The organism is Alterinioella nitratireducens, from assembly GCF_013155465.1.
Taxonomy (GTDB): domain Bacteria; phylum Pseudomonadota; class Alphaproteobacteria; order Rhodobacterales; family Rhodobacteraceae; genus Alterinioella; species Alterinioella nitratireducens.
In genome coordinates this window covers 34166-59631 of sequence record NZ_JABJVX010000007.1, presented here as the reverse complement: position 1 = coordinate 59631, position 25466 = coordinate 34166, and the positions used below count along the sequence as shown (strand labels likewise).

26 protein-coding genes are annotated in these 25466 nt (G+C 66.6%); 13 read left to right on the top strand and 13 right to left on the bottom strand.

Going from position 1 to position 25466, the window contains the following annotated elements; all coding sequences use genetic code 11:
- Positions 1 to 9: 9 nt before the first annotated feature.
- Both HNS34_RS12685 and HNS34_RS12680 read right to left on the bottom strand, forming a co-directional pair.
- Positions 10 to 1188, bottom strand: coding sequence for an aminotransferase class I/II-fold pyridoxal phosphate-dependent enzyme (locus HNS34_RS12685; RefSeq protein WP_172320447.1), 1179 nt, complete (start codon positions 1186 to 1188; stop codon positions 10 to 12).
- A gap of 118 nt (positions 1189 to 1306) precedes the next feature.
- Positions 1307 to 2635: an amidase gene (locus tag HNS34_RS12680; protein ID WP_172320446.1), complete on the bottom strand. Its 1329-nt coding sequence runs from the start codon at positions 2633 to 2635 to the stop codon at positions 1307 to 1309.
- Between the two features lie 57 nt (positions 2636 to 2692).
- Between HNS34_RS12680 and HNS34_RS12675 the strand changes: the two genes are divergently transcribed.
- Positions 2693 to 3952: a UbiH/UbiF/VisC/COQ6 family ubiquinone biosynthesis hydroxylase gene (locus HNS34_RS12675; protein WP_172320445.1), complete on the top strand. Its 1260-nt coding sequence runs from the start codon at positions 2693 to 2695 to the stop codon at positions 3950 to 3952.
- Positions 3953 to 4037: 85 nt separating this feature from the next.
- Here HNS34_RS12675 and HNS34_RS12670 read toward each other — a convergent pair whose 3' ends face one another.
- The 5 genes from HNS34_RS12670 to HNS34_RS12650 all read right to left on the bottom strand — a co-directional run bounded on the left by HNS34_RS12670 (position 4038) and on the right by HNS34_RS12650 (position 7119).
- Positions 4038 to 4436, bottom strand: a complete 399-nt coding sequence (locus HNS34_RS12670; RefSeq protein WP_172320444.1) for a hypothetical protein — start codon at positions 4434 to 4436, stop codon at positions 4038 to 4040.
- Between the two features lie 77 nt (positions 4437 to 4513).
- Positions 4514 to 4693 carry a Trm112 family protein gene (locus HNS34_RS12665; protein ID WP_172320443.1) on the bottom strand — a complete coding sequence of 60 codons (180 nt, stop codon included), beginning with the start codon at positions 4691 to 4693 and terminating at the stop codon, positions 4514 to 4516.
- Positions 4690 to 5316 (bottom strand): LON peptidase substrate-binding domain-containing protein, encoded by a 627-nt coding sequence (locus tag HNS34_RS12660; RefSeq protein WP_172320442.1) that lies wholly within the window; start codon positions 5314 to 5316, stop codon positions 4690 to 4692. Before HNS34_RS12660 ends, HNS34_RS12665 begins: the two co-directional genes overlap by 4 nt.
- Positions 5317 to 5343: 27 nt before the next feature.
- A complete protein-coding gene (locus tag HNS34_RS12655; RefSeq protein ID WP_172320441.1) occupies positions 5344 to 6264 on the bottom strand; it encodes a tetratricopeptide repeat protein in 921 nt (306 codons plus the stop codon).
- 66 nt (positions 6265 to 6330) lie between these two features.
- Positions 6331 to 7119, bottom strand: a complete 789-nt coding sequence (locus HNS34_RS12650; RefSeq protein WP_172320440.1) for an exodeoxyribonuclease III — start codon at positions 7117 to 7119, stop codon at positions 6331 to 6333.
- Positions 7120 to 7336: 217 nt separating this feature from the next.
- Here HNS34_RS12650 and HNS34_RS12645 point away from each other — a divergent pair, with 217 nt between their 5' ends.
- Positions 7337 to 8596, top strand: coding sequence for an MFS transporter (locus HNS34_RS12645; RefSeq protein WP_172320439.1), 1260 nt, complete (start codon positions 7337 to 7339; stop codon positions 8594 to 8596).
- A 122-nt stretch (positions 8597 to 8718) separates the two neighbouring features.
- Here HNS34_RS12645 and HNS34_RS12640 read toward each other — a convergent pair whose 3' ends face one another.
- Entirely contained in the window at positions 8719 to 9405 is a 687-nt protein-coding gene (locus HNS34_RS12640) for a response regulator transcription factor (protein WP_172320438.1), read from the bottom strand.
- Between the two features lie 167 nt (positions 9406 to 9572).
- Between HNS34_RS12640 and ribA the strand changes: the two genes are divergently transcribed.
- Positions 9573 to 10661 (top strand): GTP cyclohydrolase II, encoded by a 1089-nt coding sequence (gene ribA / locus HNS34_RS12635; protein WP_172320437.1) that lies wholly within the window; start codon positions 9573 to 9575, stop codon positions 10659 to 10661.
- Positions 10658 to 11152 (top strand): L,D-transpeptidase family protein, encoded by a 495-nt coding sequence (locus tag HNS34_RS12630; protein ID WP_328700525.1) that lies wholly within the window; start codon positions 10658 to 10660, stop codon positions 11150 to 11152. Before ribA ends, HNS34_RS12630 begins: the two co-directional genes overlap by 4 nt.
- Positions 11153 to 11167: 15 nt before the next feature.
- On the opposite strand, the gene HNS34_RS12625 is transcribed toward HNS34_RS12630, so the two are convergent.
- Both HNS34_RS12625 and HNS34_RS12620 read right to left on the bottom strand, forming a co-directional pair.
- The gene (locus tag HNS34_RS12625) at positions 11168 to 11821 is read right to left on the bottom strand and encodes a YggS family pyridoxal phosphate-dependent enzyme (protein ID WP_172320436.1); all 654 of its coding nucleotides are present in this window, start codon (positions 11819 to 11821) and stop codon (positions 11168 to 11170) included.
- A 77-nt stretch (positions 11822 to 11898) separates the two neighbouring features.
- Positions 11899 to 12951 (bottom strand): porin, encoded by a 1053-nt coding sequence (locus tag HNS34_RS12620; RefSeq protein ID WP_172320435.1) that lies wholly within the window; start codon positions 12949 to 12951, stop codon positions 11899 to 11901.
- A 247-nt stretch (positions 12952 to 13198) separates the two neighbouring features.
- On the opposite strand from HNS34_RS12620, the gene HNS34_RS12615 reads away from it, so the two are divergent.
- The 5 genes from HNS34_RS12615 to HNS34_RS12595 all read left to right on the top strand — a co-directional run bounded on the left by HNS34_RS12615 (position 13199) and on the right by HNS34_RS12595 (position 18478).
- Entirely contained in the window at positions 13199 to 13732 is a 534-nt protein-coding gene (locus tag HNS34_RS12615; RefSeq protein ID WP_172320434.1) for a DUF3576 domain-containing protein, read from the top strand.
- An 84-nt stretch (positions 13733 to 13816) separates the two neighbouring features.
- Positions 13817 to 16369 carry a leucine--tRNA ligase gene (leuS, locus tag HNS34_RS12610; RefSeq protein ID WP_172320433.1) on the top strand — a complete coding sequence of 851 codons (2553 nt, stop codon included), beginning with the start codon at positions 13817 to 13819 and terminating at the stop codon, positions 16367 to 16369.
- Positions 16356 to 16847, top strand: coding sequence for an LPS assembly lipoprotein LptE (gene lptE, locus HNS34_RS12605; protein WP_172320432.1), 492 nt, complete (start codon positions 16356 to 16358; stop codon positions 16845 to 16847). Before leuS ends, lptE begins: the two co-directional genes overlap by 14 nt.
- Entirely contained in the window at positions 16844 to 17875 is a 1032-nt protein-coding gene (gene holA / locus HNS34_RS12600; RefSeq protein ID WP_172320431.1) for a DNA polymerase III subunit delta, read from the top strand. The genes lptE and holA overlap by 4 nt, the downstream gene beginning before the upstream one ends.
- Before the next feature lie 12 nt (positions 17876 to 17887).
- Positions 17888 to 18478, top strand: a complete 591-nt coding sequence (locus tag HNS34_RS12595; RefSeq protein ID WP_172320430.1) for a glutathione S-transferase family protein — start codon at positions 17888 to 17890, stop codon at positions 18476 to 18478.
- A gap of 53 nt (positions 18479 to 18531) precedes the next feature.
- On the opposite strand, the gene HNS34_RS12590 is transcribed toward HNS34_RS12595, so the two are convergent.
- Entirely contained in the window at positions 18532 to 19704 is a 1173-nt protein-coding gene (locus HNS34_RS12590; protein ID WP_172320429.1) for a TIGR03862 family flavoprotein, read from the bottom strand.
- Between the two features lie 67 nt (positions 19705 to 19771).
- Between HNS34_RS12590 and HNS34_RS12585 the strand changes: the two genes are divergently transcribed.
- Positions 19772 to 20083, top strand: a complete 312-nt coding sequence (locus tag HNS34_RS12585; RefSeq protein WP_172320428.1) for an HNH endonuclease family protein — start codon at positions 19772 to 19774, stop codon at positions 20081 to 20083.
- An 8-nt stretch (positions 20084 to 20091) separates the two neighbouring features.
- On the opposite strand, the gene HNS34_RS12580 is transcribed toward HNS34_RS12585, so the two are convergent.
- Both HNS34_RS12580 and HNS34_RS12575 read right to left on the bottom strand, forming a co-directional pair.
- A complete protein-coding gene (locus HNS34_RS12580) occupies positions 20092 to 20718 on the bottom strand; it encodes an enoyl-CoA hydratase/isomerase family protein (RefSeq protein WP_172320427.1) in 627 nt (208 codons plus the stop codon).
- Positions 20715 to 21470 carry an SDR family oxidoreductase gene (locus HNS34_RS12575; RefSeq protein WP_172320426.1) on the bottom strand — a complete coding sequence of 252 codons (756 nt, stop codon included), beginning with the start codon at positions 21468 to 21470 and terminating at the stop codon, positions 20715 to 20717. Before HNS34_RS12575 ends, HNS34_RS12580 begins: the two co-directional genes overlap by 4 nt.
- Positions 21471 to 21632: 162 nt before the next feature.
- On the opposite strand from HNS34_RS12575, the gene HNS34_RS12570 reads away from it, so the two are divergent.
- The 3 genes from HNS34_RS12570 (at position 21633) to HNS34_RS12560 (ending at position 25454) form a co-directional block, all read left to right on the top strand.
- Positions 21633 to 23213: a DUF2125 domain-containing protein gene (locus tag HNS34_RS12570; protein ID WP_172320425.1), complete on the top strand. Its 1581-nt coding sequence runs from the start codon at positions 21633 to 21635 to the stop codon at positions 23211 to 23213.
- A gap of 128 nt (positions 23214 to 23341) precedes the next feature.
- Positions 23342 to 24688: a TldD/PmbA family protein gene (locus HNS34_RS12565; RefSeq protein WP_172320424.1), complete on the top strand. Its 1347-nt coding sequence runs from the start codon at positions 23342 to 23344 to the stop codon at positions 24686 to 24688.
- On the top strand, positions 24675 to 25454 hold the full coding sequence (locus HNS34_RS12560; protein WP_172320423.1) for a 3'(2'),5'-bisphosphate nucleotidase CysQ: 780 nt from the start codon (positions 24675 to 24677) through the stop codon (positions 25452 to 25454). The genes HNS34_RS12565 and HNS34_RS12560 overlap by 14 nt, the downstream gene beginning before the upstream one ends.
- The last annotated feature ends 12 nt before the right edge of the window (positions 25455 to 25466 follow it).

Here is a 25466-nt window from a genome sequence, read left to right as displayed (position 1 = left end):
ACCTCACCATCAATAGAGGGCATCGCGCAGCTTGATCAGCCCCGCCGCCATCTCGTTTTTTTCCGCCACCATCGCGACGCGGATACGGTCCGCGCCGGGGGTGGTTCCGTTAACTTCGCGCGCCAGGTAGTGGCCGGGCAGCACCCGCACCCCCACCTCGCGCCAGAGTTTCAGTGTCGCCGCTTCCGCGTCATCGACCGGCAGCCACAGGAAGAACCCCGCCTCGGGCGATCTGTAGCCTTGCACCGATCCTAGGATGTCATCGGCCACGCGATACTTTTCCTGGTAGAGCGCCCGGTTGGCGATCACATGATCCTCATCGCCCCAGGCCCGCGCGGCCACGGCCTGCAACGGCCCCGGCAGCGGCGCGCCCGCATAGTTGCGCAACTGCTGCAATCGGGCCACCGATTTCGGCCCGCCCACGGCAATGCCCGACCGCAAGCCCGCCAGGTTCGACCGCTTGGACAGCGAGTTGAACAGCACCACCCGTTCGGGGTCCGCCCCCAGACGCGCGGCCATCTCCAGCGCCCCGGTCGGGGCCGTGTCGCGGTAGATCTCGGAATAGCATTCGTCCGAGAAGATCTGGAAATCATACTTTTCGGCCAACCCGATCAGCTCGGCCCAGTAATCGGGGCTGGCCACCGCGCCCTGCGGATTGGCGGGCGAGCAGATATAGGCCACGGCCACGCGGTTCAAGACATCCTCGGGCAGGCTGGCGTAATCGGGCAGGTTGCCGGTGGCGTCGGTCGCGGGGACAAAGACCGGCTCGGCCCCCACTGCCAACGCCGCCACGGCATAGACCTGGTAGAACGGGTTCGGGGTCAGCACCACGGGCTGCTTGCCGTTCTTCGTTTCGGGACACAGCGCGATGCAGGCGTTGAACAGCCCTTCGCGCGTGCCGTTCAGGGGCAGTATCTGCCGGGCGGGGTCGATCGTGACGCCATAGCGGCGCTGCACCCATCCGGCGACGGCCTCACGCAAGGCCGGTGTGCCCTCGTTCGGGGGGTATTTCCCGAAAAGCGCGGTGTTTTCCGCGATCACGTCGGGCACCCAATCGGGGATCGCGTGCTGCGGCTCGCCGATGGTCATGACAATCGGCTCGGCCCCCGGTGTGTGGGAATCGAGCAAGCTCCGCAATCGCGGAAACGCGTATTCTGGCAGGTCCGAAAACCGCTCTGGGAAGGTCATGTCTGCCTCAGGTCAGGATCGTTTATCGCCCTGTTATGACCGCAAGCTACCGTGCAAGTCCTGTCGGGTCCAGAAAAACGCGCGCGGATTTGGCAATTCGGTCAGTGGCCTGTGTCCTTCAGGCCAAGGCCGCCTCCATCGCCGCGCCGACACGCAGCAGGTGATCCTCGCCCATCGGACGGCCAAGCGCCATGATGCCGGTGCCCGGGATGCCGGTCGGAAGCGACAGGCCCGCCAGACCCATCAGGTTACCCACCCGCGTGTTGCGCAGGGTCAGCAGGTTTTCGGTGACGTAATAATCGTCATCGGTCATCAGCCGGTCGATCTCGGGCGGCAGGATGGGGGCGGTCGGCAGCAGCACCGCGTCATATTCCGCCACCTGGGCCTGCCAGCTTGCGCGCAGAACCTCCAGCCGCCGCCAGGCCGCGATATAGTCGGGGGCCGAGAACTGCGCGCCCTGCCGGAACCGGTCCAGGATGCGGCCGAACATCTTTTCCGGCGCGGCCTCGATCACGTCTTTCCAGATGCCGTAGGCCTCGGAGGTGAAGAGGATCGGCGACATGTCCATCGCCTCTTCGATACCCTCGACAGTGCCGCGGGTGATCTTCGCGCCCGTCTGCGCCAGCCGGTCCAGCGCATGGGCGAAGCCCGCCGCCGGTTCCTCACGCGCGTCGTCGGCATAGGTGGTGAGCACAAGGAACCGCGCGCCTTGCAGGGTCGCGCCGCGAAGATCGGTGGCTTTGCCGTCTTCCAGCACCGCCAGCAATTCGGCGCAATCCTCGACCGTGCGGGCCAGCGGGCCGACCGTGTCGAAGCGGTCGCAGAGCGGCACCACCCCCTTGAGGCTGAGCCGCCCGGACGTGGTCTTGAGCCCCACCAGATCGTTGAACGCCGCCGGGATGCGCACCGATCCGCCGGTATCCGAGCCGATCGCCGCCGCCGCCAGCCCCCAGGCGATGGAGGCCGCAGCCCCCGAGGACGAGCCGCCCGGCACCAGTTTGGGGTTGTGGATATTGGGCGGGGTCTGCGTGCAGGGGTTGAGGCCGAGACCCGAGAAGGCGAATTCGCTCATATGCGTCTTGCCGAGGCAGATCAGCCCCGCCCGCGTCGCGCGCGCCAGCACCTCGGCATCGGCGTCCGGCACCCGACCCTCCAGCAGTTTCGTGCCCGATTCCGTTGCCACGCCAGCGCTGTCGAAAAGATCCTTCCAGCTGATCGGCACCCCGTCCAGCAGGCCAAGCCTTGCGCCCTGTTTGGCGCGTTTCGACGCGGCCTCGGCCTCGACGCGGGCGCGGTCGGCGGTCACGGCGGAGTAGATCCGGTCGCGGAACTCATGGCCCTTGATGGCCGCAAGATAGCCTTCCGTCACCTCCACCGGGTCCACCTCGCCCGCGCCAATCGCCCGGCCAAGCTCTGCCGCCCCGAGGCTCTGCCAATCGTCCCGCATGTCCCTGTGCCCTCATCCGCCATCTTGTCGCGGGGCACGCTACTCGCCCCTCTTGCAATGGACAATCCCGGCCAAGCGGCCATATTGCAGGGCATGACGGTAAAGACGGATATCCTGATTGTCGGCGGCGGGCTGAACGGGCCATGCCTGGCCATCGCCCTGGCCAGCGCAGGGATAAGCAGCGTGGTGATCGACGCGCTGCCCTCTGAGGCCCGTGACGCCGATACGTTCGACGGGCGGTCCTACGCGCTGGCGCTGGCCTCGGTTCGGATGCTGCGTGCCCTGGGGCTGTGGGAGGGGCTGTCGGATAACGCGCAGCCGATGCTGGAGATCAAGGCCAGCGACGGGCGCGCGGGCGAGGGGCCTGCCCCCTTCTTCCTGCATTTCGACCATGCCGAGATCGAGGAAGGCCCGATGGGCCACATGCTTGAGGACCGGTTCCTGCGTCAGGCGCTGCTGGCCCGGATGGAGGCCGAGCCGCTGATCACCCACATGCCCGGCGCGCGGGTTGTCCATCAGAGCACCGAGGGCCCCGCCACGGTGACGCTGGAGACCGGCGAAGTGCTGACCGGGCGGCTGCTGGTCGGCGCCGATGGCCGACGTTCGGGCGTGGCGGAGCGCGCCGGGATCAAGCGGCAGGGGTGGGATTACGGGCAGACCGCGCTGGTCTGTTCATTGGCGCATGAGAAACCGCATCACGGCATCGCGCATCAGTTCTTCATGCCCGCGGGGCCGCTGGCGATCCTGCCCCTGCCCGGCAACCGCTCTTCCATCGTCTGGAGTGAAACCACCGCCCGCGCCACCGAGATCGAAGCACTGGACGACGCCGCGTATCTGGACGTGCTGCGCCCCCGCTTCGGCGATTTCCTTGGGCAGATTTCGCTGGCCGGAAAGCGGTTCTCCTATCCTCTGAACCTGACCATCGCCGAGAAGTTCGTGGATACGCGCCTCGCCCTCATCGGCGACGCGGCGCATGGGGTGCACCCCATCGCGGGGCAGGGCCTGAACCTGGGGCTGCGGGATGTCGCGGCGCTGGCGGAGGTGCTGGTGGATGCCAGGCGGCGGGGCGAGGATTTCGCCGCCTTCGACGTGCTGGAACGCTACCAGGGCTGGCGCCGCTTTGACACGGCCAGCCTGTCGGCGGCCACGGATCTGTTCAACCGGCTCTTTTCCAACGACAATCCGCTGCTCCGGCTTGGCCGCGATCTTGGCATGGGCGCGGTCAACGCGATGCCCGCCCTGCGCCGTCGCTTCATCCGCGAGGCGGCGGGGCTGGAGGGCGATGTGCCCCGCCTGATGCAGGGGCGGACGTTGTGATCCATCGGGGCAAAAGCCGCGTCGACATGAGCCGTCCACGCTGTTTCGAAACCGCGTAAAAGGCGTCACGCCTTTTGCCCCCGCCTCAACTCATGGTGATGTCGCGCCCCGCGGCCCGGATCGAGACCGAGAACCCCGCCATCACGTCAATCAGCGTAATCACCATCAACGTGAAGAACACAGACGTGGACGCACCCGAGACCAGCAGGAACTCCACCAGGAAAAGCACGAAGACCAGGGTGGACAGCATGTGGTCGACCACCGAACTGGAGCCCGTCCGCGTCGATTTCAGGATCTCGATGAACAGGATGAAGAGCGCGACCAGCACCAGCAGATCGGCGATGGTCATGGTCCAGCTTCCGCCCGACATCATCGGCAAGGTGAACAGCGCGCCCTGAAACCCCGCCGCGCCGCCAAGGCCGGTGAACATCACGATATTATACAAGATCAACGGTATGATCAGCAGCGGCAATCGGGCTAGCATCGGGGCAATCCTCTGGTTCTGAAATCCTGCCCGATAGCTCGCCCGGATCGCCGCGCCGCGTCAAGCCTGCACCGTTATCAGTCCAGTTTCCGCGCCTCTTCCTCCAGCATGATCGGAATGCCATTGCGGATCGGAAAGGCAAGGCTCGCGGCGCGGCTGATCAGCTCCTGCCGGTCGGCATCATAGCTCAGCGGGGCCTGCGTGACCGGGCAGACCAGCGCCTCCAGCATCTTCCGGTCGATCCCGGTCTCGCTCATTGCAGCACCTCGTCGCCCGATCCGCCCCGGCAGGCGAACTCCATCAGCGCGGCGATGGTCTCGCGCCGGTCGCTCAGGCGGGGGGCCTCCAGCAGTGCCTGCTTTTCCTCGACCTCGAAGGGGCAGAGCATCGAGAGCGAGTTGATCAGCAACTCGTCATCGGCGTCCTTGAGCGACTCCCAATCGGTCGAAAGCCCCGCGGCGGTGAAGTAGCGCGACAGCAGGGTCAGGAAGGTTTGCCGGTCGAAGCCGGGGTCGGTCTCCTCGTCCTCGAGGTCACGCTCGAACCCATCCCACCGGACGTCGGCCTTGATATAGGGCGTGAAGCCACCGACCTCGCGCAGGATGCGGAACCGCGAGACGCCGCCGAGCGTGATCATGTAGCGCCCGTCCTCGGTCTCGGAGAACTGCGTCAGCCGCCCGGCGCAGCCGATATCGTGCAACCGGTTTTCCATCGGCTGCACCATTCCGATCAGCCGGTGATCGGTTTTCAACGTGTCATCCAGCATCGCCAGGTAGCGCGGCTCGAAAATGTGCAGCGGCAGGCGCGCACGCGGCAGCAGCAACGCGCCGGGCAGCGGAAAGATCGGGATCGTTGCGGGTAGATCGGCGCGGGACATCATGACCTACTATGTAGCGGGCGCACCCCGTCAGGCAAATATCATCGAGCTGAGCTTGCGCCGCCCCTTCTGCGCAACAGGATCATTCGGCTTGAGCGCGTCGAATATCGTGAAGAGCTGCGCCTTGGCGGCCCCATCATTCCATTCCCGATCCCGGCGGAAAAGGTCCAGCAGTTGATCGACGGCCTCTTCCACCTTCCCATTGGCATGCAGCGCCTTGGCATAGTCGAACCGCGCCTGGTGATCGTCGGGATTGGCCTCGACCGCGGCGGAAAGCTCGGCCAGCGGGCCGGCATCGGCGGCCTGGCGCATCAGGTCCAGCTGCGCGCGGGCGGCCTCGATCTCGCCTGCGGACTTGATCGCATCGGGCACCGAGGCCAGTAGCCCCTCGGCCTGGTCGACCTCATCCATCGCCAGATGGGCGCGGATGAGACCGCCATAGGCGGCGGCATTCTCGGGCTCCTCGCCCAGGATGGCGGCGAAGGTCTGCGCGGCATCGACGGCGGCACCTTCCTCCAGCATCGCCTCGGCGGCCTCTACGGCTTCGGCAAGTCCGCCATCCCCTGCAAGGGCTGCGGCTTTCTGCACGAAAGCCTGCACCTCGGATTGCGGGACCGCGCCCTGGAACATGTCCACCGGGCGGCCTTCATGGAAGGCGATGACCGTCGGGATGGATTGCAGCGGCAGCCCCTGTTGTGCCAGCGCCTGCGCCAGTCGCGGGTTGGCATCGACGTCCAGCTTGACCATCCTGACCTTGCCCTTGGCGGCGGTCACGGCGGCCTCCAATTGCGGCCCGAGCGTCTTGCAGGGCCCGCACCAGGGCGCCCAGAAATCGACGATGACCGGCACCTCGCGGCTGGCCTCGACCACATCGGCCATGAAGGTTTCTTCGGTCGCGTCCTTGATCAGGTCGGCGGCGGCGGTGTTTTCGGTTCCACCAAGTTCCAGCATGTCTTGCCCTCTTGAAATGTGTTGCGCCCTATATGGGCAGTCCGGTCCGATAGGCCAAGCCCCGGCTCAGAGATCGAATGTCGCCAGCACCGGCGCGTGGTCCGACGGTTTGTCCCATCCGCGCACGGGGCGCAGGATGCGGCTGGAATGGGCCGCGTTCGAGATGTCGGGCGTGGCCCAGATGTGATCCAGCCTGCGGCCCTTGTCGGCGGCGTCCCAGTCGCGGGCGCGGTAGGACCACCAGGAATAGAGCTGCCCCTCGGGGATGTCCTGACGGGTGACATCCACCCATTTACCGGCCTCCATCGCGGCGCCCAGATGCTCGACCTCGACGGGGGTGTGGCTGACCACCTTGAGCAATTGCTTGTGGCTCCAGACATCATCCTCACGCGGGGCGATGTTGAGGTCGCCGACCAGGATGGATTTTTCAGGCGCGGTCTCATGCGCCCAATCGCGCATCTCGGTCAGGTAATCCAGCTTCTGGCCAAACTTCTCGTTCACCTCGCGGTCGGCCACGTCGCCGCCTGCTGGCACGTAGAAATTGTGGATGGTGACGCCGTTCTCCAGCCGTCCCGCGATGTGGCGGGCATGGCCGAGCCGGGCGAAGTCATGCGCCTCGACCTCTTCCATCGGCAGCTTCGACAGGATCGCGACGCCGTTATAGCCCTTCTGCCCGCGCGCAACCATGTGGGTGTAGCCGAGATTGGTGAAAATCTCGACCGGGATCTTCTCGACCGGCGATTTGCATTCCTGGAGGCAGAGGATATCCGGCCCCTCCTCGCGCATCAGCCGCGCCACCAGTTCGGCGCGCAGCCGGACCGAGTTGATGTTCCAGGTGGCGAGCGTGAAGGGCATGAAGCGCGGTCCTTTCGGTTGGGGGTTTGCGGCGTCATAACGCGGATTGCGGGCAGGAGCACGTCCAGAAATGCCACTTCGTTCTCTATCTGGAGAAATGACCGGCATCAGGGATGACGATCACACCGGCCCCATGGCGGAATCAGCGAGGGCAAGCAAATCCGACGGCATGGCCCGAGGCATTGCATCCGGGTCCGCGCGGGGACAAAGCTGGCCAATGACATTGCGCCTGATCCGCCGGAACCGCAGCTTTCGCCTCCTCATTTCGGGAGCGGCGGCGGCCAATCTGGGTGACGGGATCGCGGCGCTGGCGCTGCCCTGGCTGGCCACACTGATCAGTCGTGATCCGTTTCACATCGCGGCTGTGGCCTTTGCGACCCGACTGCCCTGGTTCCTGCTGGCCCTGCCCGTCGGCGTGATCACCGACCGGGCCGACCGGCAGGCGCTGATGTTCCGGGCCGATCTGGCGCGGGTTGTGCTGTCCTTCGGCATCGTGGCGCTGATCCTGGGTGCGCCCGCCCTGCCCCTCGCCGATGGCGACGGCTCCGCGACACGGCTGATCTGGATCATCGCCGCCCTTGCCTTCGCGCTTGGCACCGCCGAGGTCTTCCGCGACAACGCCGCGCAAACCGTGTTGCCGATGCTGGTCGAGGCGCGTGACCTGGAAACCGCCAACGGCCAGATCTGGAGCGTCGAGCAGGTCATGGGCGCCTTCGTCGGGCCGCCGCTGGCCGGGTTGCTGATCGCGCTGGCCCTGCCATTGCCGTTTTCATTCAATGCGCTGGCCTTCGGGCTGGCGGCGCTGTCGGTCTGGGCCATCGCCTTTCCGGCCCGCGTCCTGCCCGCCATCCGCACCGGGTTCTGGGTCGAGATGCGGGACGGGCTGGCCTGGATGTTCGCGCACAGGATCATCCTGCAACTCGCCGTCATGTTGGGCCTGTTGAACGCGCTTCGTGTCGGTGCGGCGACGTTCCTGGTGCTGTTCTCGCAGGAGATCCTTGGCCTGGGCGCGTTCGGCCACGGCCTGATCCTGACGGCGGGCGCCGCGGGCGGCGTCTTGGGCGGGCTGATCTGCCCCACGATTGCAGCACGCCTCGGCCCGCGCCATAGCCTGCGCCTGGCGCTTGCGGTGATGCCGCTCTCCTACCTGGCGATCTTTCTGACCAGCAGCGCAGGCGTCGTGGCGGCGGGGGAGTTCCTCGGGATCTTTGCCGGGATGCTGTGGAACGTGGTGACGGTCTCCTACCGGCAACGCTTCATCCCCTCGGCGATCCTGGGACGTGTCAACGCGATCTACCGGTTCTTCGGTTGGGGCATGATGCCGGTCGGGGCGCTGTTGGCGGGGGTGCTGGTGGCCCAGATCGAACCGGGGTTGGGGCGCGAGGCCGCCCTGCGCGCGCCGTTCCTGGCCGCAAGCCTCGGGCTGGCCGGAATGTTCCTTTACGGGATCGGCTTCCTCAGGCTCGGGCGTCCCTGAGCCCCTCACAAAAAACGGCCCGATCCAGTTACGGGTCGGGCCAGTCCAACAGGGAGGTGGTACATTGACCACAATGAAATCTTGCGGGCGAAATCGCCGATAGTCAAGATATAGCGGTTATTTCACGCCAAAAGACGATATCCGCCACTTTCTGTGACCAAAAGGCGCGCATTTGACGGCTCCGGCTCGATCTTCTGGCGCAGCCGGTAGATATGGGTTTCCAGCGTGTGGGTGGTGACACCGGCGTTGTATCCCCAGACTTCGTGCAGCAGCACGTCGCGGGCAACGACGCCATCCTGCGCCCGGTAGAGGAATTTCAGGATGTTGGTTTCCTTCTCGGTCAGCCGGATCTTCCGGTTGTCCTCGGTCTCCAGCATCTTCATCGCGGGCTTGAAGGTGTAGGGGCCAAGCTGGAACACCGCGTCCTCGGATTGCTCGTGCTGGCGCAACTGCGCGCGGATGCGGGCCAGGAGGACGGGAAACTTGAACGGCTTGGACACGTAGTCATTGGCACCCGCATCGAGGCCCAGAATCGTGTCGGCGTCGCTGTCATGGCCCGTCAGCATCAGGATCGGGCACTTGACGCCCTGCTTGCGCATCAGGCGGCAGAGCTCGCGCCCATCGGTGTCGGGCAGGCCGACATCCAGGATGACGAGGTCGTAGATCTGTTCCTTCGCCTTTTCCAGCGCTTCCGATCCGTTGTCGGCCTCGAACACGTCGAAATCCTCGGTCATGACCAATTGCTCGGACAGGGCTTCGCGCAGGTCTTCCTCGTCATCGACAAGCAGTATCTTCCGTAGGTTCGCCATTGGACCCTCCTGTCCGTTGCATTCAATGAGAAATGTCGCTGGCGGGGCCATCTGGCAAGGGCACGGAAAAAAACCTCACGCAGCCGTGTCGCGGCGTGCGCAAATGTTTCAAATCATGACAGGGCGGTCTACATGGGAGGGGTCATGTCTGAACGTAGGCCCGCGCGATGCCCTTTCTGCCCACCCCATCCGAGTTGACCGCACGGGCGCGGGCTGATCTGCGCGTCGGTCTGCCGGTGATTCTGGGCGGTGAGGGGGCCGGGTTGGTCCTGCTGGCCGCCGAGACGCTGCAACCCCACCGGCTGGAGGCGCTGCGCAACCTGGGCGACCCGGTGCTGGCGATCACAGGGCGCCGCGCCGAGACGTTGAAGGCGCGGGCCTATGACGGCGACCTTGCGCGGCTGATCCTGCCCGAGGGTGCGGATGCCGGATGGGTGCGCGCCGTGGCCGACCCCGCCGACGATCTGCGCGTGCCAATGAAAGGCCCCCTGATCAGCGCGCGGGACGGCGCGGCCGATCTGCACCGTCTGGCGATTGCGCTGGTGAAATCGGCGCAGCTCCTCCCTGCGGTCCTCGCCGTTGCGGTCCCGGATGCGGCGGGCTTTGCCGAGAGGGTGCACCTGACCCGGCTGGTGCCCGAGGCCACGCGGAAGGATCTGGACCGGCACCACGCGCTGATGCCCGTCGCCGCCGCGCGGATGCCGATGGAGCTGGCCGAGGCCGGGCGGCTGCATATCTACCGCCCCGATAATGGCGGGGTGGAGCATTACGCCATCGAAGTGGGCCGCCCCGACCGCGACGCGCCGGTGCTGGCGCGGCTGCATTCGGCCTGTTTCACCGGCGATGTGCTTGGCTCGCTCAAATGCGATTGCGGGCCGCAATTGCGCACGGCGCTGGCCACGATGGGACAGGCGGGGGCAGGTGTGCTGCTCTACCTCAACCAGGAGGGGCGCGGGATTGGCCTTGCCAACAAGATGCGGGCCTATTCGCTTCAGGATCAGGGCTTTGACACGGTCGAGGCCAATCACCGGCTCGGCTTTGAGGATGACGAGCGGGATTTCCGCCTCGGGGCCGATATCCTGCGGCGCATGGGATTTTCACAGGCGCGGCTGATGACCAACAACCCGCGCAAGGTCGAGATGTTGCAGGCTGAAGGCATCGCGGTGACCGAACGGGTGCCGCTGGTCACGCCCACGAACCGGCACAACCAGCATTACCTGGCCGTGAAGGCCGCGAAATCGGGGCATCTGCTGTGACCCCCGCCGATATGGTGCTGACGCCGATGGGCCTGCGCTTTGGCGGACGGGTGATTCCCTGCGCCATTGGCAAGGGTGGGCTGACGCGCGAGAAGCGCGAGGGCGACGGGGCCACGCCGCGGGGGGGGCATCGGATCCTGGGCTGCCTCTATCGTCCCGACCGCATGGCACGGCCCGTGGCTTGGGCGGTGCCGATCGGGCCGCGCGACCTGTGGTCGGACGATGCGGCGCGGGCGGAGTACAACCATCTGGTCCGCGCGCCCTACGCGGGCAGCCATGAGAGGCTACGCCGCGCCGATCCGCTCTATGACCTCGTGCTGCTGACGGATTGGAACTGGCCCGACGCGGTGCCGGGACGCGGCTCGGCGATCTTCCTGCATCGCTGGCGCCGACCGGGATATCCGACGGAAGGCTGTATCGCGATGGATCCGGGCGATCTGTTGTGGGTGACGCGGCGGATTTCTCCGGGCGCGCGTGTGATCGTGCGGTGATGGGGATGGTGGGGTTCACCCTGCCACGCGCTCACCGAAAATCGCGCTGCCGACGCGGACATGGGTGGCTCCGAAGGAAATCGCCGTCTCGAAATCGGCGCTCATGCCCATCGACAGCCCTTCCAGCCCGTTGCGCGCGGCGATCTTGGCCAGAAGCGCGAAGTGCAGGGACGCCTCCTCCTTGACCGGCGGGATGCACATCAGGCCCCTCACGGGCAGGTCCAGCCCCCGTGCCATCTCGATGAAATCATCCGCATCGGCAGGCAGGACACCGGCCTTCTGGTCCTCCTCGCCCGTGTTCACCTGGATCATCAGGTCGGGGCAGTGGCCCGTCTCCTGCGCCAGGTCGGCGATGCGTTTGGCCAGCTTGGGCCGGTCCAGCGTGTGAATGGCATCGAACAGCTCGAACGCCTGCCGCGCCTTGTTGCTTTGCAGCGGGCCGATCAGATGCAGCTCGATCCCGTCATACTCCTCGCGGAAGCCCGGCCATTTGCCCGCCGCCTCCTGCACCCGGTTCTCGCCGAAGACGCGGTGACCCTCTTCCAGCACGGCGCGCACGCGGGCGTCGGGCTGCACCTTGGAGACCGCGATCAGCTTGACCGAACCCGGGGCGCGGCCTGCATCGGATTCGGCCTTGGTGATGGCCTTGGTAATCTCGGAAAGCGGCATGGCGAAGTCCTCCCGTTCACGCAAAAGAAAAGAGCGGGCCAAAGCCCGCTCTTCCCTTACCAAATAATCCGTGAGGATTAGAAGGACAGTGCGACGCCGAGCGACCAGGTTTCCAGGTCGTCGAAGGCTGCCGGAGCGCCAGACAGGTCGGAGTAGTCCGACACACCGTAAGCGGCGTGGATCGAGGCACCGCCGCCCAGGTCGTAGGCTGCTGCCAGACCGAAGCCGGTGATGTCGCCGTCGAATGCTGCGACGTCCGAGGAGTAATCCCAGATACCGTAGTTGGCGGAGACGGTGATCGCGCCGGTGGTGTAACCCAGGCCGAGGCTCACGTGGCTGGCTTCTTCTTCACCCGCGGTGTCGGAGGAGAAGTCGGTGTACTCGATGTTTGCCGAGAAACCGTTCGACGCAACGCTGGCGCTGATGCCGAAGATGTCATACTCGCCGTCGAAGTCCTGAGCCGGGATCGCGATGGAGCTCAGGTTGCCGGGCAGGTAGTTTGACACGTCGATGAACTGGTAACCAACGCCGAAGCCGACGTCAGCGCCACCCAGGTCCATGCCATAGCGGAAGCCGAGGGCAAAGCCGGTGTCCATCATGCCGGTGTCGTCCATCTCGACCGAGAGGGCCACGCCGAAGTCGCCGAAGGTGTTGTCGTAACGCAGGATCTGGCCGTCATAGGCGCCGTCGCCATAGGTGTCCAGGAAACCGGCATGTGCGGTTTCGTCGTCCGCGATGGAACCTGCGTTGCCATAGTCGGCATCCTGCAGGGCCCAGTCCAGAGCGCCGTCGGTGTCGCCCATGGTCACGGTGCCGAAGTTGCCGGACAGGAAGACGAACGCGCCGCCATCGTCGGCCGGATTGAACGCACCGCCAGTGTTTCCGGCACCGTTGTCGTTGGTGGATTCGTCCAGGTCGACGCCGGCACCGAAGGTCAGGCCATTGTCGGTTTCGCCGGACATGCGGAACAGAACGTCGATGTCGGTGAAGAACTGGGTTTCGATGCCCATGCCCATGGCGTTGTCGCCGCCGAACAGACCCATTTCAGCCCAACCGGTGACTGCAACTTCTGCGGAAGCGACACCAGCGGTGGCGACAAGCGCGGTCGTTGCGAAGAGAACCTTTTTCATGGTTTTTCCCTCGTTAGATAAAAAGCTCCCCAATCGGAGCATCCGAATTGGGTATGCCCTTCTCTCAACTTTCGGGCGGGCAAATGCAAGAAATCGGGCGGCGCCAAGGCGATGTTGCCACAACCGTGGTGCAGACATGCCACAGTCCTGGCACGGGCCCCGGCATTATAAGACCTTGCCGCACTATTGGCCCTGCGATACCAAGGCTTAACGGAAAACTGCGGGTCACAGGAAGGCAAGGCGTAACATGTTCGGACTCAAGGGCAAAATCACGGTCATGTTGCTTGGGGTGACGGCACTGGCGGCTTGCGGCGGCGGCGGATCGGGCTTCGGCGGCGGTGGCGGATCGGGTCCGGGCGGCATCCGCGACCAGCAGATCAGCCAGGAATCGCGCCAGCGCCTGATCGAATCCGGGGCCCTGCCCGACCCCAACCGCGACACGATCTTCGACCTCTTCGACAACAACGATGACCCTAACGTCACCGTCGAGGTGAATCGTTACATCTGGAACGCGACGCTGGAGATTCTCGACTTCATGCCGATCGAGGCCGCCGATCCGTTCTCGGGCGTCATCGTCTATGGCTATGGCACGCCCCCCGGCGGCGGACGCGCCTATCGCGCCACCGTCTACGTGACCGACCCGGCGCTGGATGCCCGCAGCTTGCGGGTGGCGCTTCAGGGACGGGGCGGCGGCGCGGTCAGCCGCGAAACCGCCCGCGCGGTCGAGGATGCGATCCTGACCCGCGCGCGCCAGCTACGGATTGCCGAAGGTAACCTCTAGAATTCGCGCCCCCACGCTTCTAAACACGACGCCGGGCCGGACAGCGCCCGGCGTTTTCGTATCCAGACCCCCGAGGAACAGACCATGGCCCGCTTCGACCCGAGTGTGACCGAAAAGAAATGGCAACAGGCCTGGGACAAGGCCGGCGTCTTCACGGCCAAGCGCGACGAGACCAGGCCCAAATACTACGTGCTCGAGATGTTCCCCTATCCCTCGGGCCGCATCCATATGGGCCATGTGCGCAACTACACGATGGGCGACGTGATCGCGCGCTACAAGGCGTCGACCGGGCATAACGTGCTGCACCCGATGGGATGGGATGCCTTTGGAATGCCCGCAGAAAACGCGGCCATGGCCAGCGGCGGCCACCCGAAGGACTGGACCTATCAGAACATCGCGGTGATGCGCGAGCAGATGAAGCCGCTTGGCCTCTCGATCGACTGGAGCCGCGAGTTTGCGACCTGCGACCCTGAGTATTACGGCCAGCAGCAGGCGCTGTTTCTGGATTTCCTCGAAGCCGGGCTGATCGACCGCAGAAACGCGACCGTCAACTGGGATCCGGTCGATATGACCGTGCTGGCCAATGAACAGGTGATCGACGGCAAGGGCTGGCGATCCGGGGCCGAGGTGGAGCGGCGCGACCTGACGCAATGGTTCTTCCGTATCTCCGACTACGCCGAGGAGTTGCTGGAGGCGCTGGAGGGGCTGGATAACTGGCCCGCCAAGGTGCGGCTGATGCAGGAGAACTGGATCGGCAGGTCACGCGGGCTGCAATTCGGGTTCGAGCGCGTCGATGGCGGCGATCCGATTTCCGTCTACACCACCCGCCCCGACACGCTGATGGGCGCAAGCTTTGTCGGCATCTCGCCCGACCACCCGATTGCGAAAAAGCTGGAGGCCGAGAACCCCGAGATTGCCGATTTCGTTGCGGAATGCCGCAAGGGCGGCACCACCGAGGAAGCCATCGAGACCGCCCCTAAACTGGGCATGGATACCGGCATCCGGGTGAAACATCCGCTGAACCCCGACTGGGAATTGCCGGTCTGGATCGCCAATTTCATCTTGATGGATTACGGCACCGGCGCGATCTTCGCCTGCCCCGCGCATGACCAACGCGACCTGGACTTCTGCCGCAAATACGACCTGCCGGTCATCGACACGTTCTTTGCGCTGGACGACCCCACCCCGGTCGAGCGCGAGGCCTTCGTGCCGCCCAAGACCGACAAGGTTCAATGGGTCAACCATTTCGCGGGTCTCGACGTGGCGACGGGCGAGGAGGCCATCGAGGCCACGATCGCCGCGGCCGAGAAAGAGGGATGGGGCGAGGGCGTCACCAAGTATCGCCTGCGCGATTGGGGCCTTTCCCGCCAACGCTATTGGGGCTGCCCGATTCCGGTTCTGCATTGCCCCTCTTGCGGCGTGGTGCCGGAGAAGAAGGAGAACCTGCCCGTCACCCTGCCCGACGATGTCAGTTTCGACATCCCCGGCAACCCGCTGGACCGCCACCCGACCTGGCGCGATGCGCCCTGCCCCAAATGCGGCGGGGACGCCAAGCGTGAGACCGACACGATGGACACCTTCGTCGATTCGTCGTGGTATTTCGCCCGCTTCACCGCGCCCCGCGCCGAGACGCCGACCAACATGGCCGATGCGGACTACTGGATGAACGTGGACCAGTATATCGGCGGGGTGGAACACGCGATCCTGCACCTGCTGTATTCCCGCTTCTTCGCCCGCGCGATGCACATCACCGGCCACCTGCCCGCCTCGGCCCGCGAGCCCTTCGATGCGCTCTTCACGCAAGGGATGGTGACGCACGCGATCTACGTCACGCGGGATGAGAATGACCGCCCGGTCTATCACTTCCCCGAAGATGTGGAGGTTCACGAAAGCGGCGCGCGTCTGGGGGCGACTGGCGAGGCCGTCGAAATCATCCCCTCCGCCAAGATGTCCAAGTCGAAGAATAACGTCGTCGATCCGCTCAACATCATCGGGGCCTACGGGGCCGACACCGCGCGCTGGTTCGTCCTGTCCGACAGCCCGCCGGAACGCGACGTGGAATGGACCGCCTCGGGCGCGGATGCCGCCTACAAGCATCTCTCCCGCGTCTGGTCGCTGTGCGACCGGATCGGCGCGATGGACCCGGATCAACCCGGCGAGGGCGACGATGATCTCCTGCGCGAGATGCACAAGACCATCCGCGACGTGACCAATGGCATCGAAAGTTTCGGCTTCAACGCCGCCATCGCCAAGCTCTACGCCTTCACCAACACGCTGGCCAGGTCGAAGGCCGGGGCGAAGGCGCAGAAGGCCGCGATCAAGACCCTGGCGCAGCTCATGTCGCCCATGACGCCCCACCTGTCCGAGGAGATCTGGGCGCATCAGGGCGGCGAGGGCCTGATTGCGCAGGCCGACTGGCCCGTCGCGGATGAGGCGATGCTGGTCGAGGACAGCGTCACCCTGCCGATCCAGATCAACGGCAAGCGCCGGTCCGAGATCACCGTGCCCAAGGACATGGACAAGGTTGAGGTTGAAAAACTGGCGCTGACGGACAAGGCTGTTCTCAAGGCGCTCTCCGGGGGTGCCCCGAAGAAGCTCATCGTCGTGCCGGGCCGCATCATCAATGTCGTCATCTGACCGCCGCACCTTCCTGACCCTGCTGGCCGCCCTGCCCCTGGCGGGCTGCGGCTTTGCCCCGGTCTATGGCACCGGCGGGGTCGGGCTGGCCTTGCGCAACCAGGTGCTGGTCGCGGCCCCCGACACACGGCTCGGCTTTGAACTGGTCGCGCGGCTGGAGGAGCGGCTTGGGCGGCCGAACGGCGCGGCCTACGCGCTGGATTGCACCATCACGACCTCGACCACCGACCTTGCCATTACCGGCGCCAATGACATCACCCGGATCAACATCAACGGCACCGTCGATTTCGTCCTGACCGAGCTGGCGACCGATGCGCAGATCCTGGCCGACAGCGTGTCCAGCTTCGCGGCCTATTCCACCACCGGCAGTTCCGTCGCCACCGCCGCCGCAGAACGCGACGCCGAGGATCGGCTGATGACGATCCTGGCCGACCGGCTGGTTTCGCGCCTCCTGACCGCCTCCAGCCGCTTCTCATGAAGCTGACAGCCCGCGACGCCGCCGCCTATTTTCACGCGCCCGACAGGTCTGCGGCGGGGCTGCTGCTTTATGGCGCTGACGCGATGCGGGTAGCGCTGAAGCGGCAGGACGTGATCGAGAAACTGCTCGGCCCCGGCGCCGAGGAGGAAATGCGCCTGACCCGGATCCCGGCCAGCGAATTGCGCAGCGACAAGGCGATGCTGGCCGATGCGATGCGCGCCGTCGGCTTCTTCCCCGGCCCGCGCGTGGCCTTTGTCGAGGAGGCCGCCGATGGCCTCGCCCCCGTCATCAAGGACGCGCTGACCGAATGGCGCGAAGGCGACGCGCAGATCATCGTCACCGCCAAGACGCTTGCCCCCAAATCCGCGCTGCGCAAGCTGTTCGAGAGCCACAAGCGCGCCTATGCCATCGGCATCTATGACGAACCCCCCTCGCGCGCCGAGATAGAGGAAACGCTGGCCAAATCCGGCGTCACCGATGTGGGCCGCGACGGCATGGCCGAACTGACCGCGCTTGCGCAGGCGCTGGACCCCGGCGATTTCCGGCAGACGATGGAGAAACTGGCGCTCTACAAGATGAGCGATCCGTCGCCCGTCACCTCCGCCGACATCATGGCCTGCGCGCCCACGACCATCGAGGCCGGTGTGGATGACATCCTGAACGCCGCCGCCGAGGGCCGGATCGGCGCGATCGGCCCGCTGATGCAGAAACTGACCGGGCAAGGCGTGCTGCCGGTCACGCTGTGCATCCAGGCGCTGCGCCATTTCCGGGGCCTCTACGGGGCCGCGATCCATCCCGGCGGGGCCTCTGCCGGGGTCGGCGCGATGCGCCCGCCGGTCTACGGACCGCGCCGTGACAAGATGATCCGGCAGGCGGGCCTCTGGGGCGTGTCGCGGCTGGAGGCGGCGCATGAAACGCTGCTGGATACCGACCTCGCCCTGCGCTCCAGCCAGCAGGCGCCGCAGACCGCCTTGATGGAACGTGCGCTGATCCGGCTCGCCTCCATCGCCCATCGTGCCGCCCGCTAGGAAGGACACCGCATGTATCGCGTCATCGGACCCACCCGCACCCGCACGCTCCGCGTCCTCTGGGCACTGGAGGAGTTGGACCAACCTTACGACCATGTCGGGGCCATGCCCCATGCCGAGGAGGTCGTCGCCTTCAACCCGGCGGGCAAGGTGCCGGTGCTGGTGGTGGGCGGCGTGCCGATCACCGATTCGCTGGCGATCATGACCTACCTGGCCGACAAGCATGGGCGCCTGACCTTCCCGGCGGGCACGCTGGAGCGCGCCCGACAGGACAGCCTGACGCAGTTCATAAATGACGAGTTCGACCAGATCCTGTGGACCGCCGCGCGGCACAGTTTCATCCTGCCCGAGGATCGCCGCGTGCCAGCGGTCAAGGACAGCCTGAAATGGGAGTTCGCCCGGTCGCAGGAGCGGCTACTGACACGCATGGCCGAAGACGGTCCGTTCCTGATGGGCGAGACCATGACCATCGCCGATATCGTGCTGACCCATTGCCTGGGATGGGCGATCAGCGCGAAATTCCCGGTCGAGGAACCACGCCTGCGCGATTACGCCGAGGCGATGCGCGCCCGCCCCGCCTACAAGCGCGCCTCGCAGGGCTGAGAACGCGCCCGATCGACCGAGCGCAACCCCGGCCCGTCGACGGGCCGGACGCCCTACCCCCGCCACCGCGCCGCGTTTTGCCCGGCCCATCGCCCCGTCGCCAGGCACGCCGTCAACAGGTAGCCACCGGTCGGCGCCTCCCAATCCAGCATCTCGCCCGCGCAGAACACGCCCGGCGCCGCGCGCAGCATCAGCCCGTCATCCAGCGCCGCACGGGTCACGCCCCCCGCCGTCGAGATCGCCTCATCCATCGGGCGCGGTCCCGCCAACCGCGCGGGCAGCGCCTTGATCAGCGCGCCAAGCGCCGCCCCCTCGGGCAAGGGCCGCCCCCATTCGTTGAGCAACGCCGCCCGCGCGCCCGTCAGGCCAAGCGTCTTGCGCAGATGATTGGCGAGGCTGGTCTTGCCGCGCGGACGCAAGAGGCGCTCGGCCACCTCCTCCGCGCTCAGATCCGGCATCAGGTCCAGCCGCAGTTCCCCCCCCTCGCGCAGCGCGCGCGAGACCGCGTAAATCCCGCCGCCCTCGACGCCCTTCTCCGAGATCACGAACTCGGCGCGCACCCGATTGTCGCCCGCGACAAGCGCGCAGCCCTTCACCGGCGTGCCGAAATGCGGGGCCATATGCGGCGACCAGTTGACCCGGAAGCCCATATTGGCCGGTTGCAGCGGTGCGATCTCGACGCCCCTTTCCGCCAGCCAGGGCAGCCACGCCGCGTCCGAGCCAAGCCGCGACCAGGATCCGCCGCCAAGCGCCAGCACCGTGACGCGCGGGGCCAGCAGGCGCGCGCCGTCAGGCATGTCAAAGCGCAACGCGGTTCCGTCGAAACCCTGCCACCGCCAGCGCAACCGCATTTCGGCCGTAAGACGGCCAAGCCAGGCGCGCAGCAGCGGCGAGGCTTTCATTGACCTCGGGAACACGCGGCCCGACGATCCGGTGAACAGCTCCTGTCCCAACCCCTCGGCCCAGGTCCGCACCCCGTCCTGCCCGAACGCGGTCAGCATCGGTGCCAGCCACTCCGCCGCCTCGGCGTAGCCCGTGAAAAAATCCGCCTCGGGCTCCGCCTTGGTCAGGTTCAGCCCCGACTTGCCTGCCATCAACAGCTTGCGCGCGGGCGAGGGCTTGGCCTCGGCGATCACGACGCGCCGTCCGGCCTGCTCCAGCACCTCCGCCGCCATCAGCCCGGCAGGCCCCGCCCCGATCACCAGCGCGTCGATCTCTTCGGTCATTTCACCCTTGCCCATCCCCGGTTTCGCCCCATCCTATGGGCCAGCCCGGACAGGGGACACAAGGCAAATGGACGACCCTCTCCCGATCTGCCCGCTTTGCGACAGGCCCATTCCGCCGCATGCCAAGCAGAGCCTGCACCACCTGATCCCGCGCCTGCGCGGCGGCAAGGGTGGGCCGACGGTCCTGCTGCACCAGATCTGCCACAACGAGATTCACGCCACCCTCAGCGAGGCGGACCTCGCCCGCAGCTACAACAGCATCGACGCCCTCAAGGCCCATCCCCGGCTGGCCAGCTTCATCGCCTGGGTGCGGAAACGCCCGCCCGATTTCCACTCCAGGACGCCGGGGGCCAGGCGCGGCTGGAAGACCCGCCGGTAGGGTGCGCTTCAGCGCAACGCACCGCCACACATCGCCTTGATCGCCCGCAAATCTGCCGCATCCCCCGCCAGTGCATCTTCGGCCAGCCTGCGCGCGGCCCCGGCCACATCGCCGTCGATCCGGTCGATGAGACCGACCCGCAACGCCTCCTCCGCGTCCAGCCTCGCGCCCGCCAGCAGCACCAGCTTGGTCCGCGCGGGCCCGATCAGCGCCGCCATGCGGGCGGGGTCCGAGGGTTGCGGAAGGAAACCCAGTTTCGCCACCGGGTAGAAGAACCGCGCAGACGGCACCGCGATGCGCAGGTCGCAGGCCAAGGCCATGCCGAACGCGCCGCCCGCGAGCGTACCGTTCAGCGCGGCGATGGTCAGGCAGGGCAGGGCCGCGACGGCAGCCGAGACCCGCTCCCAGAGCGGCGAGGTGGCCAGCCCTGCCCGCGCCTCCTCAAGATCGGCCCCGGCGGAGAACACGCGCGCGCCCGCACCGGTCAGCACCAGCGCACGCAGCTCAGGATCGCGGGCGCCCTCCTCGGCCAACCCGGCCAGCCTCTCCAGCATCTCCGCCGTCAGCGAATTGGCCTTGTCGGGCCGGTTCAAGGTCAGCGTCCAGATCCCGCCCTCGCGGACAATGTCGATCATCCGATCAGGCCGACGCGGCGGCGGATGGCCTCGTCGCGCAGCGAGATTTCCTCGCCGAGAAACTCATCCGCATCCGCGCCGCACATCCAGAGCAGCGTTTTCGCGGGCCATTCAGGGGGGATATGCGCGTCCCAATCCAGCTGGCTGACCGGGTTCACGCCGCTGTCCTTGATCTCGCGCTGCATCTGGGTGGCCACGGTGCCGGGCGACAGACCCATCGCGCGGATGCCGTGGCCTGCCGCCTCGACATGCGCCGCCCTGGTCAGCATCGCGGCCCCCGCCTTCGAGGTGCAATAGGCGCTCCACCCCTCCAGCGCGTTATGCGCGGCGCCGGAACTGATGGTCAGGATCGTGCCCGCGCCTTGCGTGATCATCGAGGGCAGCGCCGCGCGCATGCCGTGGAAGACGCCCTTGACGTTGATGTCGATAAGCTGCCCCCAGGCGTCCGAATCGGCCTCGGACAGGTTGGCGATGGGGTCGATCACGCCCGCGTTGTTGATCAGGATGTCGAGCCGCCCGAACGTGTCGATGCTGGCGCGCACGGCGGCCTCCATCTCCCAGTAGCGGCTGACGTCGCAGGGGATGGCCAGCGCGCTTTTGCCGATCTCTCCGGCGATATCCGCGATCTCCTCGCGGGAGCGGGCCAGGAGGCAGACATTCGCGCCCGCCTCGGCGAAAACCCGCGCAGCGGCGGCCCCGATGCCCCGGCTGGCCCCCGTCACCATCATCGTCTTGCCGTCCAGCTTGCCCATATCAACCTCCTGCGGTTAGTGTTTCCATGCGACTCACGGTCAAGGGAGCATCCCTTGACGCCCGCCGGAACGCGGCGGACATTTGCAACGGAAATTCACATTCGGAAGGTCGTTATGTCAAAGATGAAATCCTTTTCTCTCACGCTTTCAACCGCGGCACTCATGGCAGCCTCGCCCGCAACGGCCGAGATCACCGCGCAGGAACTCTGGGCGCTGTGGCAGGAGCAGGCCATGCAATACGGCCAGCCGGTGACGGCAGAGGTCACCGATACCGGCGGCTCGCTGGTCCTGAACAACATGACCTCGGAAATGGTGGTCGAGGACATGACCGTCTCCACCAGCTTCGCGCAGGTCACGCTGACCAACCAGGATGACGGCACGGTCAGCATCAGCGCGGCCGACTCGCTTGTCTACCGGTTCGAGGGGCCCTCGCCCGCCGGAACCTCGGCCGTCATCGCGACCTTCACCCTGTCGGGGTTGCAGGCCACGGCGTCGGGCAGCACCGAGATGCTGTCGGTCGACTCGCAGATGTCCAATTTCGAGCTTGCCGACCTGGCCTTCGAGAATGTCCCCCCCGGCGAGATCCCCGAGCATGAAGCCTCGCTCAGCCTGGCCGGGTTCCAGAGCTCCTACACCTATGATTTCACGCAACCGGGATTTGTGGGATTCAACGGTTCTGCCTCCATCGGACCGCTGGCGATTGCGTTCGAAGCGCAAGAGCCCGTCGGCAGTGGCGGCACGGAAACAGACGAATCCGCCACCCCGACAATGCCCGGCGGCTCGACAGGCAATGACGGCGGCGGCTTTACCCCGGTGCAGCCGCAGCAGCCCACGACGCCAAGCAAGCAGGCCGGTGATCAGGGTTTTGCCGAATTCGCCCTGAACTTCGGCGCGTCGGAGTCCACCTTTTCCGGCACCATGCCGCTTGGCGTCGACTGGATGAACACCGAAACCTACCCCGCCGGCATGGCGATCGAGATGGACACCAGCTACGACTCCGCCTCGGTCCGCTTCGCCTACGAGGACCGGTTCGAGAATGTCGATATCTCGGCCTCCAACACCGGCGGCAGCATCGGGTTCGCCATCTCGGAACAGGCGATGCGCTATGCGCTCGGGGCCGAAGGGGTCGAGGTCAGCGTCTTCACGCAGGATCTGCCCTTCCCGATCTCGGCCGCTGCCGACAGCACGCTGGTCTCGGTCGATATCCCCCTGGCCCGATCCGACACGCCCTCGCCCTTCGCCGCCGAGGTCGCCTATGAGGGCGTCACCGTGGATGAGAGCATCTGGGCCATGGTCGATCCCGGCGGGCAGGTGCCGCGCGGGCCGGCCACGATCATCATGGATGTCTCGGGCACGGTGCAGATCTTCGTCGACCTGCTGACGATGAGCCCTGAGGAAATGGAGAACATGACCTCCGCCCCCGGGGAATTGCGTGACCTGACCCTGAACAACCTGCGGGTGTCCTTCGGCGGGGCCGAGTTGACCGGCGTGGGAGATGTCGATTTCCAGCCCGGCCAGATCATTCCGGTGCCGGTCGGTTCGGTGGATCTTAGCCTGACCGGGGCCAATGGCCTGTTGCAGACCCTGTCCAACGCGGGCCTCGTGCCGCCGCAGCAGGCGGGCATGGCGCGCGGCATGTTGGGCATGTTCGCGGTTCCGGGGTCGGGGCCTGACAGCTACACTTCGAATATCGAGTTCGGCGCCGATGGCTCCATCACTGCCAATGGTGTGCCGCTGCGCTGACCCTGCGCATCCGGCATCCAAGCCCCCGGAGCAGCCGCCGCGCTGCTCCGGGGGTTTTTCGTTCCGCTTGCGCCGCCGGGGTCCGCGGACTACCTCTGCCCCCAGACCCCCGCAACAGGACATGCCCGATGACCAATACGCCAGAAACCCTCGCCCATGCCCTGCTGGAGGCCGCGACCCGCGCCGGGGCCGACGCCGCCGATGCGCTGGCGGTCTCTGGCACATCGCTGTCGATCCAGGTGCTGAACGGCGGGCTGGAGCAAGCGGAACGTTCGGAAGGCACCGAGATCGGGTTGCGCGTCATCCTCGGCCAGCGTCAGGCCTGCGTCTCGGCCTCGGACACCAAGCCCGAGACGTTGCGCGAGATGGCCGAAAGGGCCGTCGCCATGGCGCGCGAGGCCCCGGATGATCCCACCATCGGCCTGGCCAACCCTGACCAACTGGCCCGCGACTGGGATATCGCGGCGCTGGACATGGCAGACAAGGGCACCGAGCCCGACCCTGCCGCGCTTGAAACAGCCGCACTGGAAGCCGAGGCCGCCGCCCGTGCCGTCGAGGGCGTCACCCAGGTGCAGGCTGCCAGCGCGGGCTATGGCCGCCGCACGCGCCACCTTGCCGCGACCAACGGCTTTTCCGGGGGTTACACCCGCACCGATCACGGCATTTCCTGCGTTGCCATCACCGGCAGCGGCACCGGGATGGAGCGGGACTATTACGGCGACATGCGCCTGCATCGCGGCGACCTGGAGGCCCCTGAAAAGATCGGGCGCATCGCGGGCACCCGCACCGTGGAACGCGCGGGCGCGCGCCAGCCCAAGACCGGGGCCTGCCCGGTGCTCTATGACGAACGCATCGCGGGCAGCCTGATCCGCGACATCCTGAACGCGGTCAGCGGCAGCGCCATCGTGCGCGGGGCCTCGTGGCTGCGCGACGCGCTTGGCGAACGGGTCTTGCCCAAGGGCCTGTCGCTGATCGAGGAGCCGCTCCGCCCCCGTGCCTCCGGCTCACGCCCCTTCGATGCCGAGGGGCTACCGACGCAGACCCGCGCGATTATCGAGGATGGGGTATTGACCGGCTGGACGCTGGACCTTGCGACCGCCCGCAAGCTGGGGCTGCAATCCACCGCCAATGCCGCGCGCGGGCTCTCCTCGCCGCCGATGCCCTCGGTCTCGAACGTGGCGCTGACGCAAGGTGACGCGACCCGCGACGACCTCATTGCGCAGATGGGAACGGGCCTGCTGATCACCGGCCTGATCGGATCGTCGATCAACGCCAACACGGGCGACTATTCGCGCGGCGCCTCCGGGTTCTGGGTCGAGAACGGGCAGATCGCCTATCCGGTCAATGAATGCACCGTCGCGGGCAACCTGCGCGACATGCTGCGCACGATCCAGCCTGCCAATGACGCGCGGGCGCATCTCAGCACGGTCTGCCCGTCCCTTCTGGTCGAGGGGATGACGCTTGCCGGCGCATGACCTGCCCCTTCTGATCGACGCGGCCAGAGAGGCGGGCCGGATCGCCGCCAAACACTGGACCCGCGATCCGCAGGTCTGGGACAAGCCCGGCGACCTCGGCCCCGTCTCCGAGGCCGATCTGGAGGTCGATACGATGCTGCGCACGGAATTGCTGGCGGCGCGGCCCGATTACGGGTGGCTCTCCGAGGAAACCGAGGATGACCTGTCGCGGCTGGAACGGACCCGCGTCTTCATCGTCGATCCGATTGACGGCACACGCTCCTTCATCGACGGGCGCCGCGCCTTTGCCCATTCGCTGGCCGTGGTCGAAAACGGGCGCGTCACCGCCGGGGTCGTGTTTCTGCCGATGCTGGATCGCCTGTTCACCGCCGCGCGGGGCCACGGCGCGGCACTGAACGGGGACCGCCTGACCGCCTCGACCACCCGTGAATGCCCCGAGGCCACGCTGCTGGCCGCGCGCCCAAACCTGAAGGATCACCACTGGCCCGGCGGCGTGCCGCTGGTCGAGCGCAGCTATCGCCCGTCACTGGCCTATCGCGTGGCCCTTGTCGGCGAAGGGCGCTTTGACGGCATGGTCACCTTCCGCGACACCTGGGAATGGGACATCGCCGCGGGAACCCTGATCGCGGAAGAGGCCGGGGCCACCGTGACCGACCGCGATGGCGCGGCGCTCGCCTTCAACAATGCCACGCCGCTGGTCCCCGGTGTGATCGTGGCGGGCGCGCCGCTGCACGCCGACCTGTTGGCCCGCCGCTGCCCCGCTTGACCCTTGCCCCCA

What these genes read in the sequence shown, in the direction of transcription:
- HNS34_RS12685 (WP_172320447.1), bottom strand. Translation starts at nt 1,188, where the DNA reads ATGACCTTCCCAGAGCGGTTTTCGGACCTGCCAGAATACGCGTTTCCG.
- HNS34_RS12680 (WP_172320446.1), bottom strand. Translation starts at nt 2,635, where the DNA reads ATGCGGGACGATTGGCAGAGCCTCGGGGCGGCAGAGCTTGGCCGGGCG.
- HNS34_RS12675 (WP_172320445.1), top strand. Translation starts at nt 2,693, where the DNA reads ATGGACAATCCCGGCCAAGCGGCCATATTGCAGGGCATGACGGTAAAG.
- HNS34_RS12670 (WP_172320444.1), bottom strand. Translation starts at nt 4,436, where the DNA reads ATGCTAGCCCGATTGCCGCTGCTGATCATACCGTTGATCTTGTATAAT.
- HNS34_RS12665 (WP_172320443.1), bottom strand. Translation starts at nt 4,693, where the DNA reads ATGAGCGAGACCGGGATCGACCGGAAGATGCTGGAGGCGCTGGTCTGC.
- HNS34_RS12660 (WP_172320442.1), bottom strand. Translation starts at nt 5,316, where the DNA reads ATGATGTCCCGCGCCGATCTACCCGCAACGATCCCGATCTTTCCGCTG.
- HNS34_RS12655 (WP_172320441.1), bottom strand. Translation starts at nt 6,264, where the DNA reads ATGCTGGAACTTGGTGGAACCGAAAACACCGCCGCCGCCGACCTGATC.
- HNS34_RS12650 (WP_172320440.1), bottom strand. Translation starts at nt 7,119, where the DNA reads ATGCCCTTCACGCTCGCCACCTGGAACATCAACTCGGTCCGGCTGCGC.
- HNS34_RS12645 (WP_172320439.1), top strand. Translation starts at nt 7,337, where the DNA reads ATGACATTGCGCCTGATCCGCCGGAACCGCAGCTTTCGCCTCCTCATT.
- HNS34_RS12640 (WP_172320438.1), bottom strand. Translation starts at nt 9,405, where the DNA reads ATGGCGAACCTACGGAAGATACTGCTTGTCGATGACGAGGAAGACCTG.
- ribA (WP_172320437.1), top strand. Translation starts at nt 9,573, where the DNA reads ATGCCCTTTCTGCCCACCCCATCCGAGTTGACCGCACGGGCGCGGGCT.
- HNS34_RS12625 (WP_172320436.1), bottom strand. Translation starts at nt 11,821, where the DNA reads ATGCCGCTTTCCGAGATTACCAAGGCCATCACCAAGGCCGAATCCGAT.
- HNS34_RS12620 (WP_172320435.1), bottom strand. Translation starts at nt 12,951, where the DNA reads ATGAAAAAGGTTCTCTTCGCAACGACCGCGCTTGTCGCCACCGCTGGT.
- HNS34_RS12615 (WP_172320434.1), top strand. Translation starts at nt 13,199, where the DNA reads ATGTTCGGACTCAAGGGCAAAATCACGGTCATGTTGCTTGGGGTGACG.
- leuS (WP_172320433.1), top strand. Translation starts at nt 13,817, where the DNA reads ATGGCCCGCTTCGACCCGAGTGTGACCGAAAAGAAATGGCAACAGGCC.
- lptE (WP_172320432.1), top strand. Translation starts at nt 16,356, where the DNA reads ATGTCGTCATCTGACCGCCGCACCTTCCTGACCCTGCTGGCCGCCCTG.
- holA (WP_172320431.1), top strand. Translation starts at nt 16,844, where the DNA reads ATGAAGCTGACAGCCCGCGACGCCGCCGCCTATTTTCACGCGCCCGAC.
- HNS34_RS12595 (WP_172320430.1), top strand. Translation starts at nt 17,888, where the DNA reads ATGTATCGCGTCATCGGACCCACCCGCACCCGCACGCTCCGCGTCCTC.
- HNS34_RS12590 (WP_172320429.1), bottom strand. Translation starts at nt 19,704, where the DNA reads ATGACCGAAGAGATCGACGCGCTGGTGATCGGGGCGGGGCCTGCCGGG.
- HNS34_RS12585 (WP_172320428.1), top strand. Translation starts at nt 19,772, where the DNA reads ATGGACGACCCTCTCCCGATCTGCCCGCTTTGCGACAGGCCCATTCCG.
- HNS34_RS12580 (WP_172320427.1), bottom strand. Translation starts at nt 20,718, where the DNA reads ATGATCGACATTGTCCGCGAGGGCGGGATCTGGACGCTGACCTTGAAC.
- HNS34_RS12575 (WP_172320426.1), bottom strand. Translation starts at nt 21,470, where the DNA reads ATGGGCAAGCTGGACGGCAAGACGATGATGGTGACGGGGGCCAGCCGG.
- HNS34_RS12570 (WP_172320425.1), top strand. Translation starts at nt 21,633, where the DNA reads ATGGCAGCCTCGCCCGCAACGGCCGAGATCACCGCGCAGGAACTCTGG.
- HNS34_RS12565 (WP_172320424.1), top strand. Translation starts at nt 23,342, where the DNA reads ATGACCAATACGCCAGAAACCCTCGCCCATGCCCTGCTGGAGGCCGCG.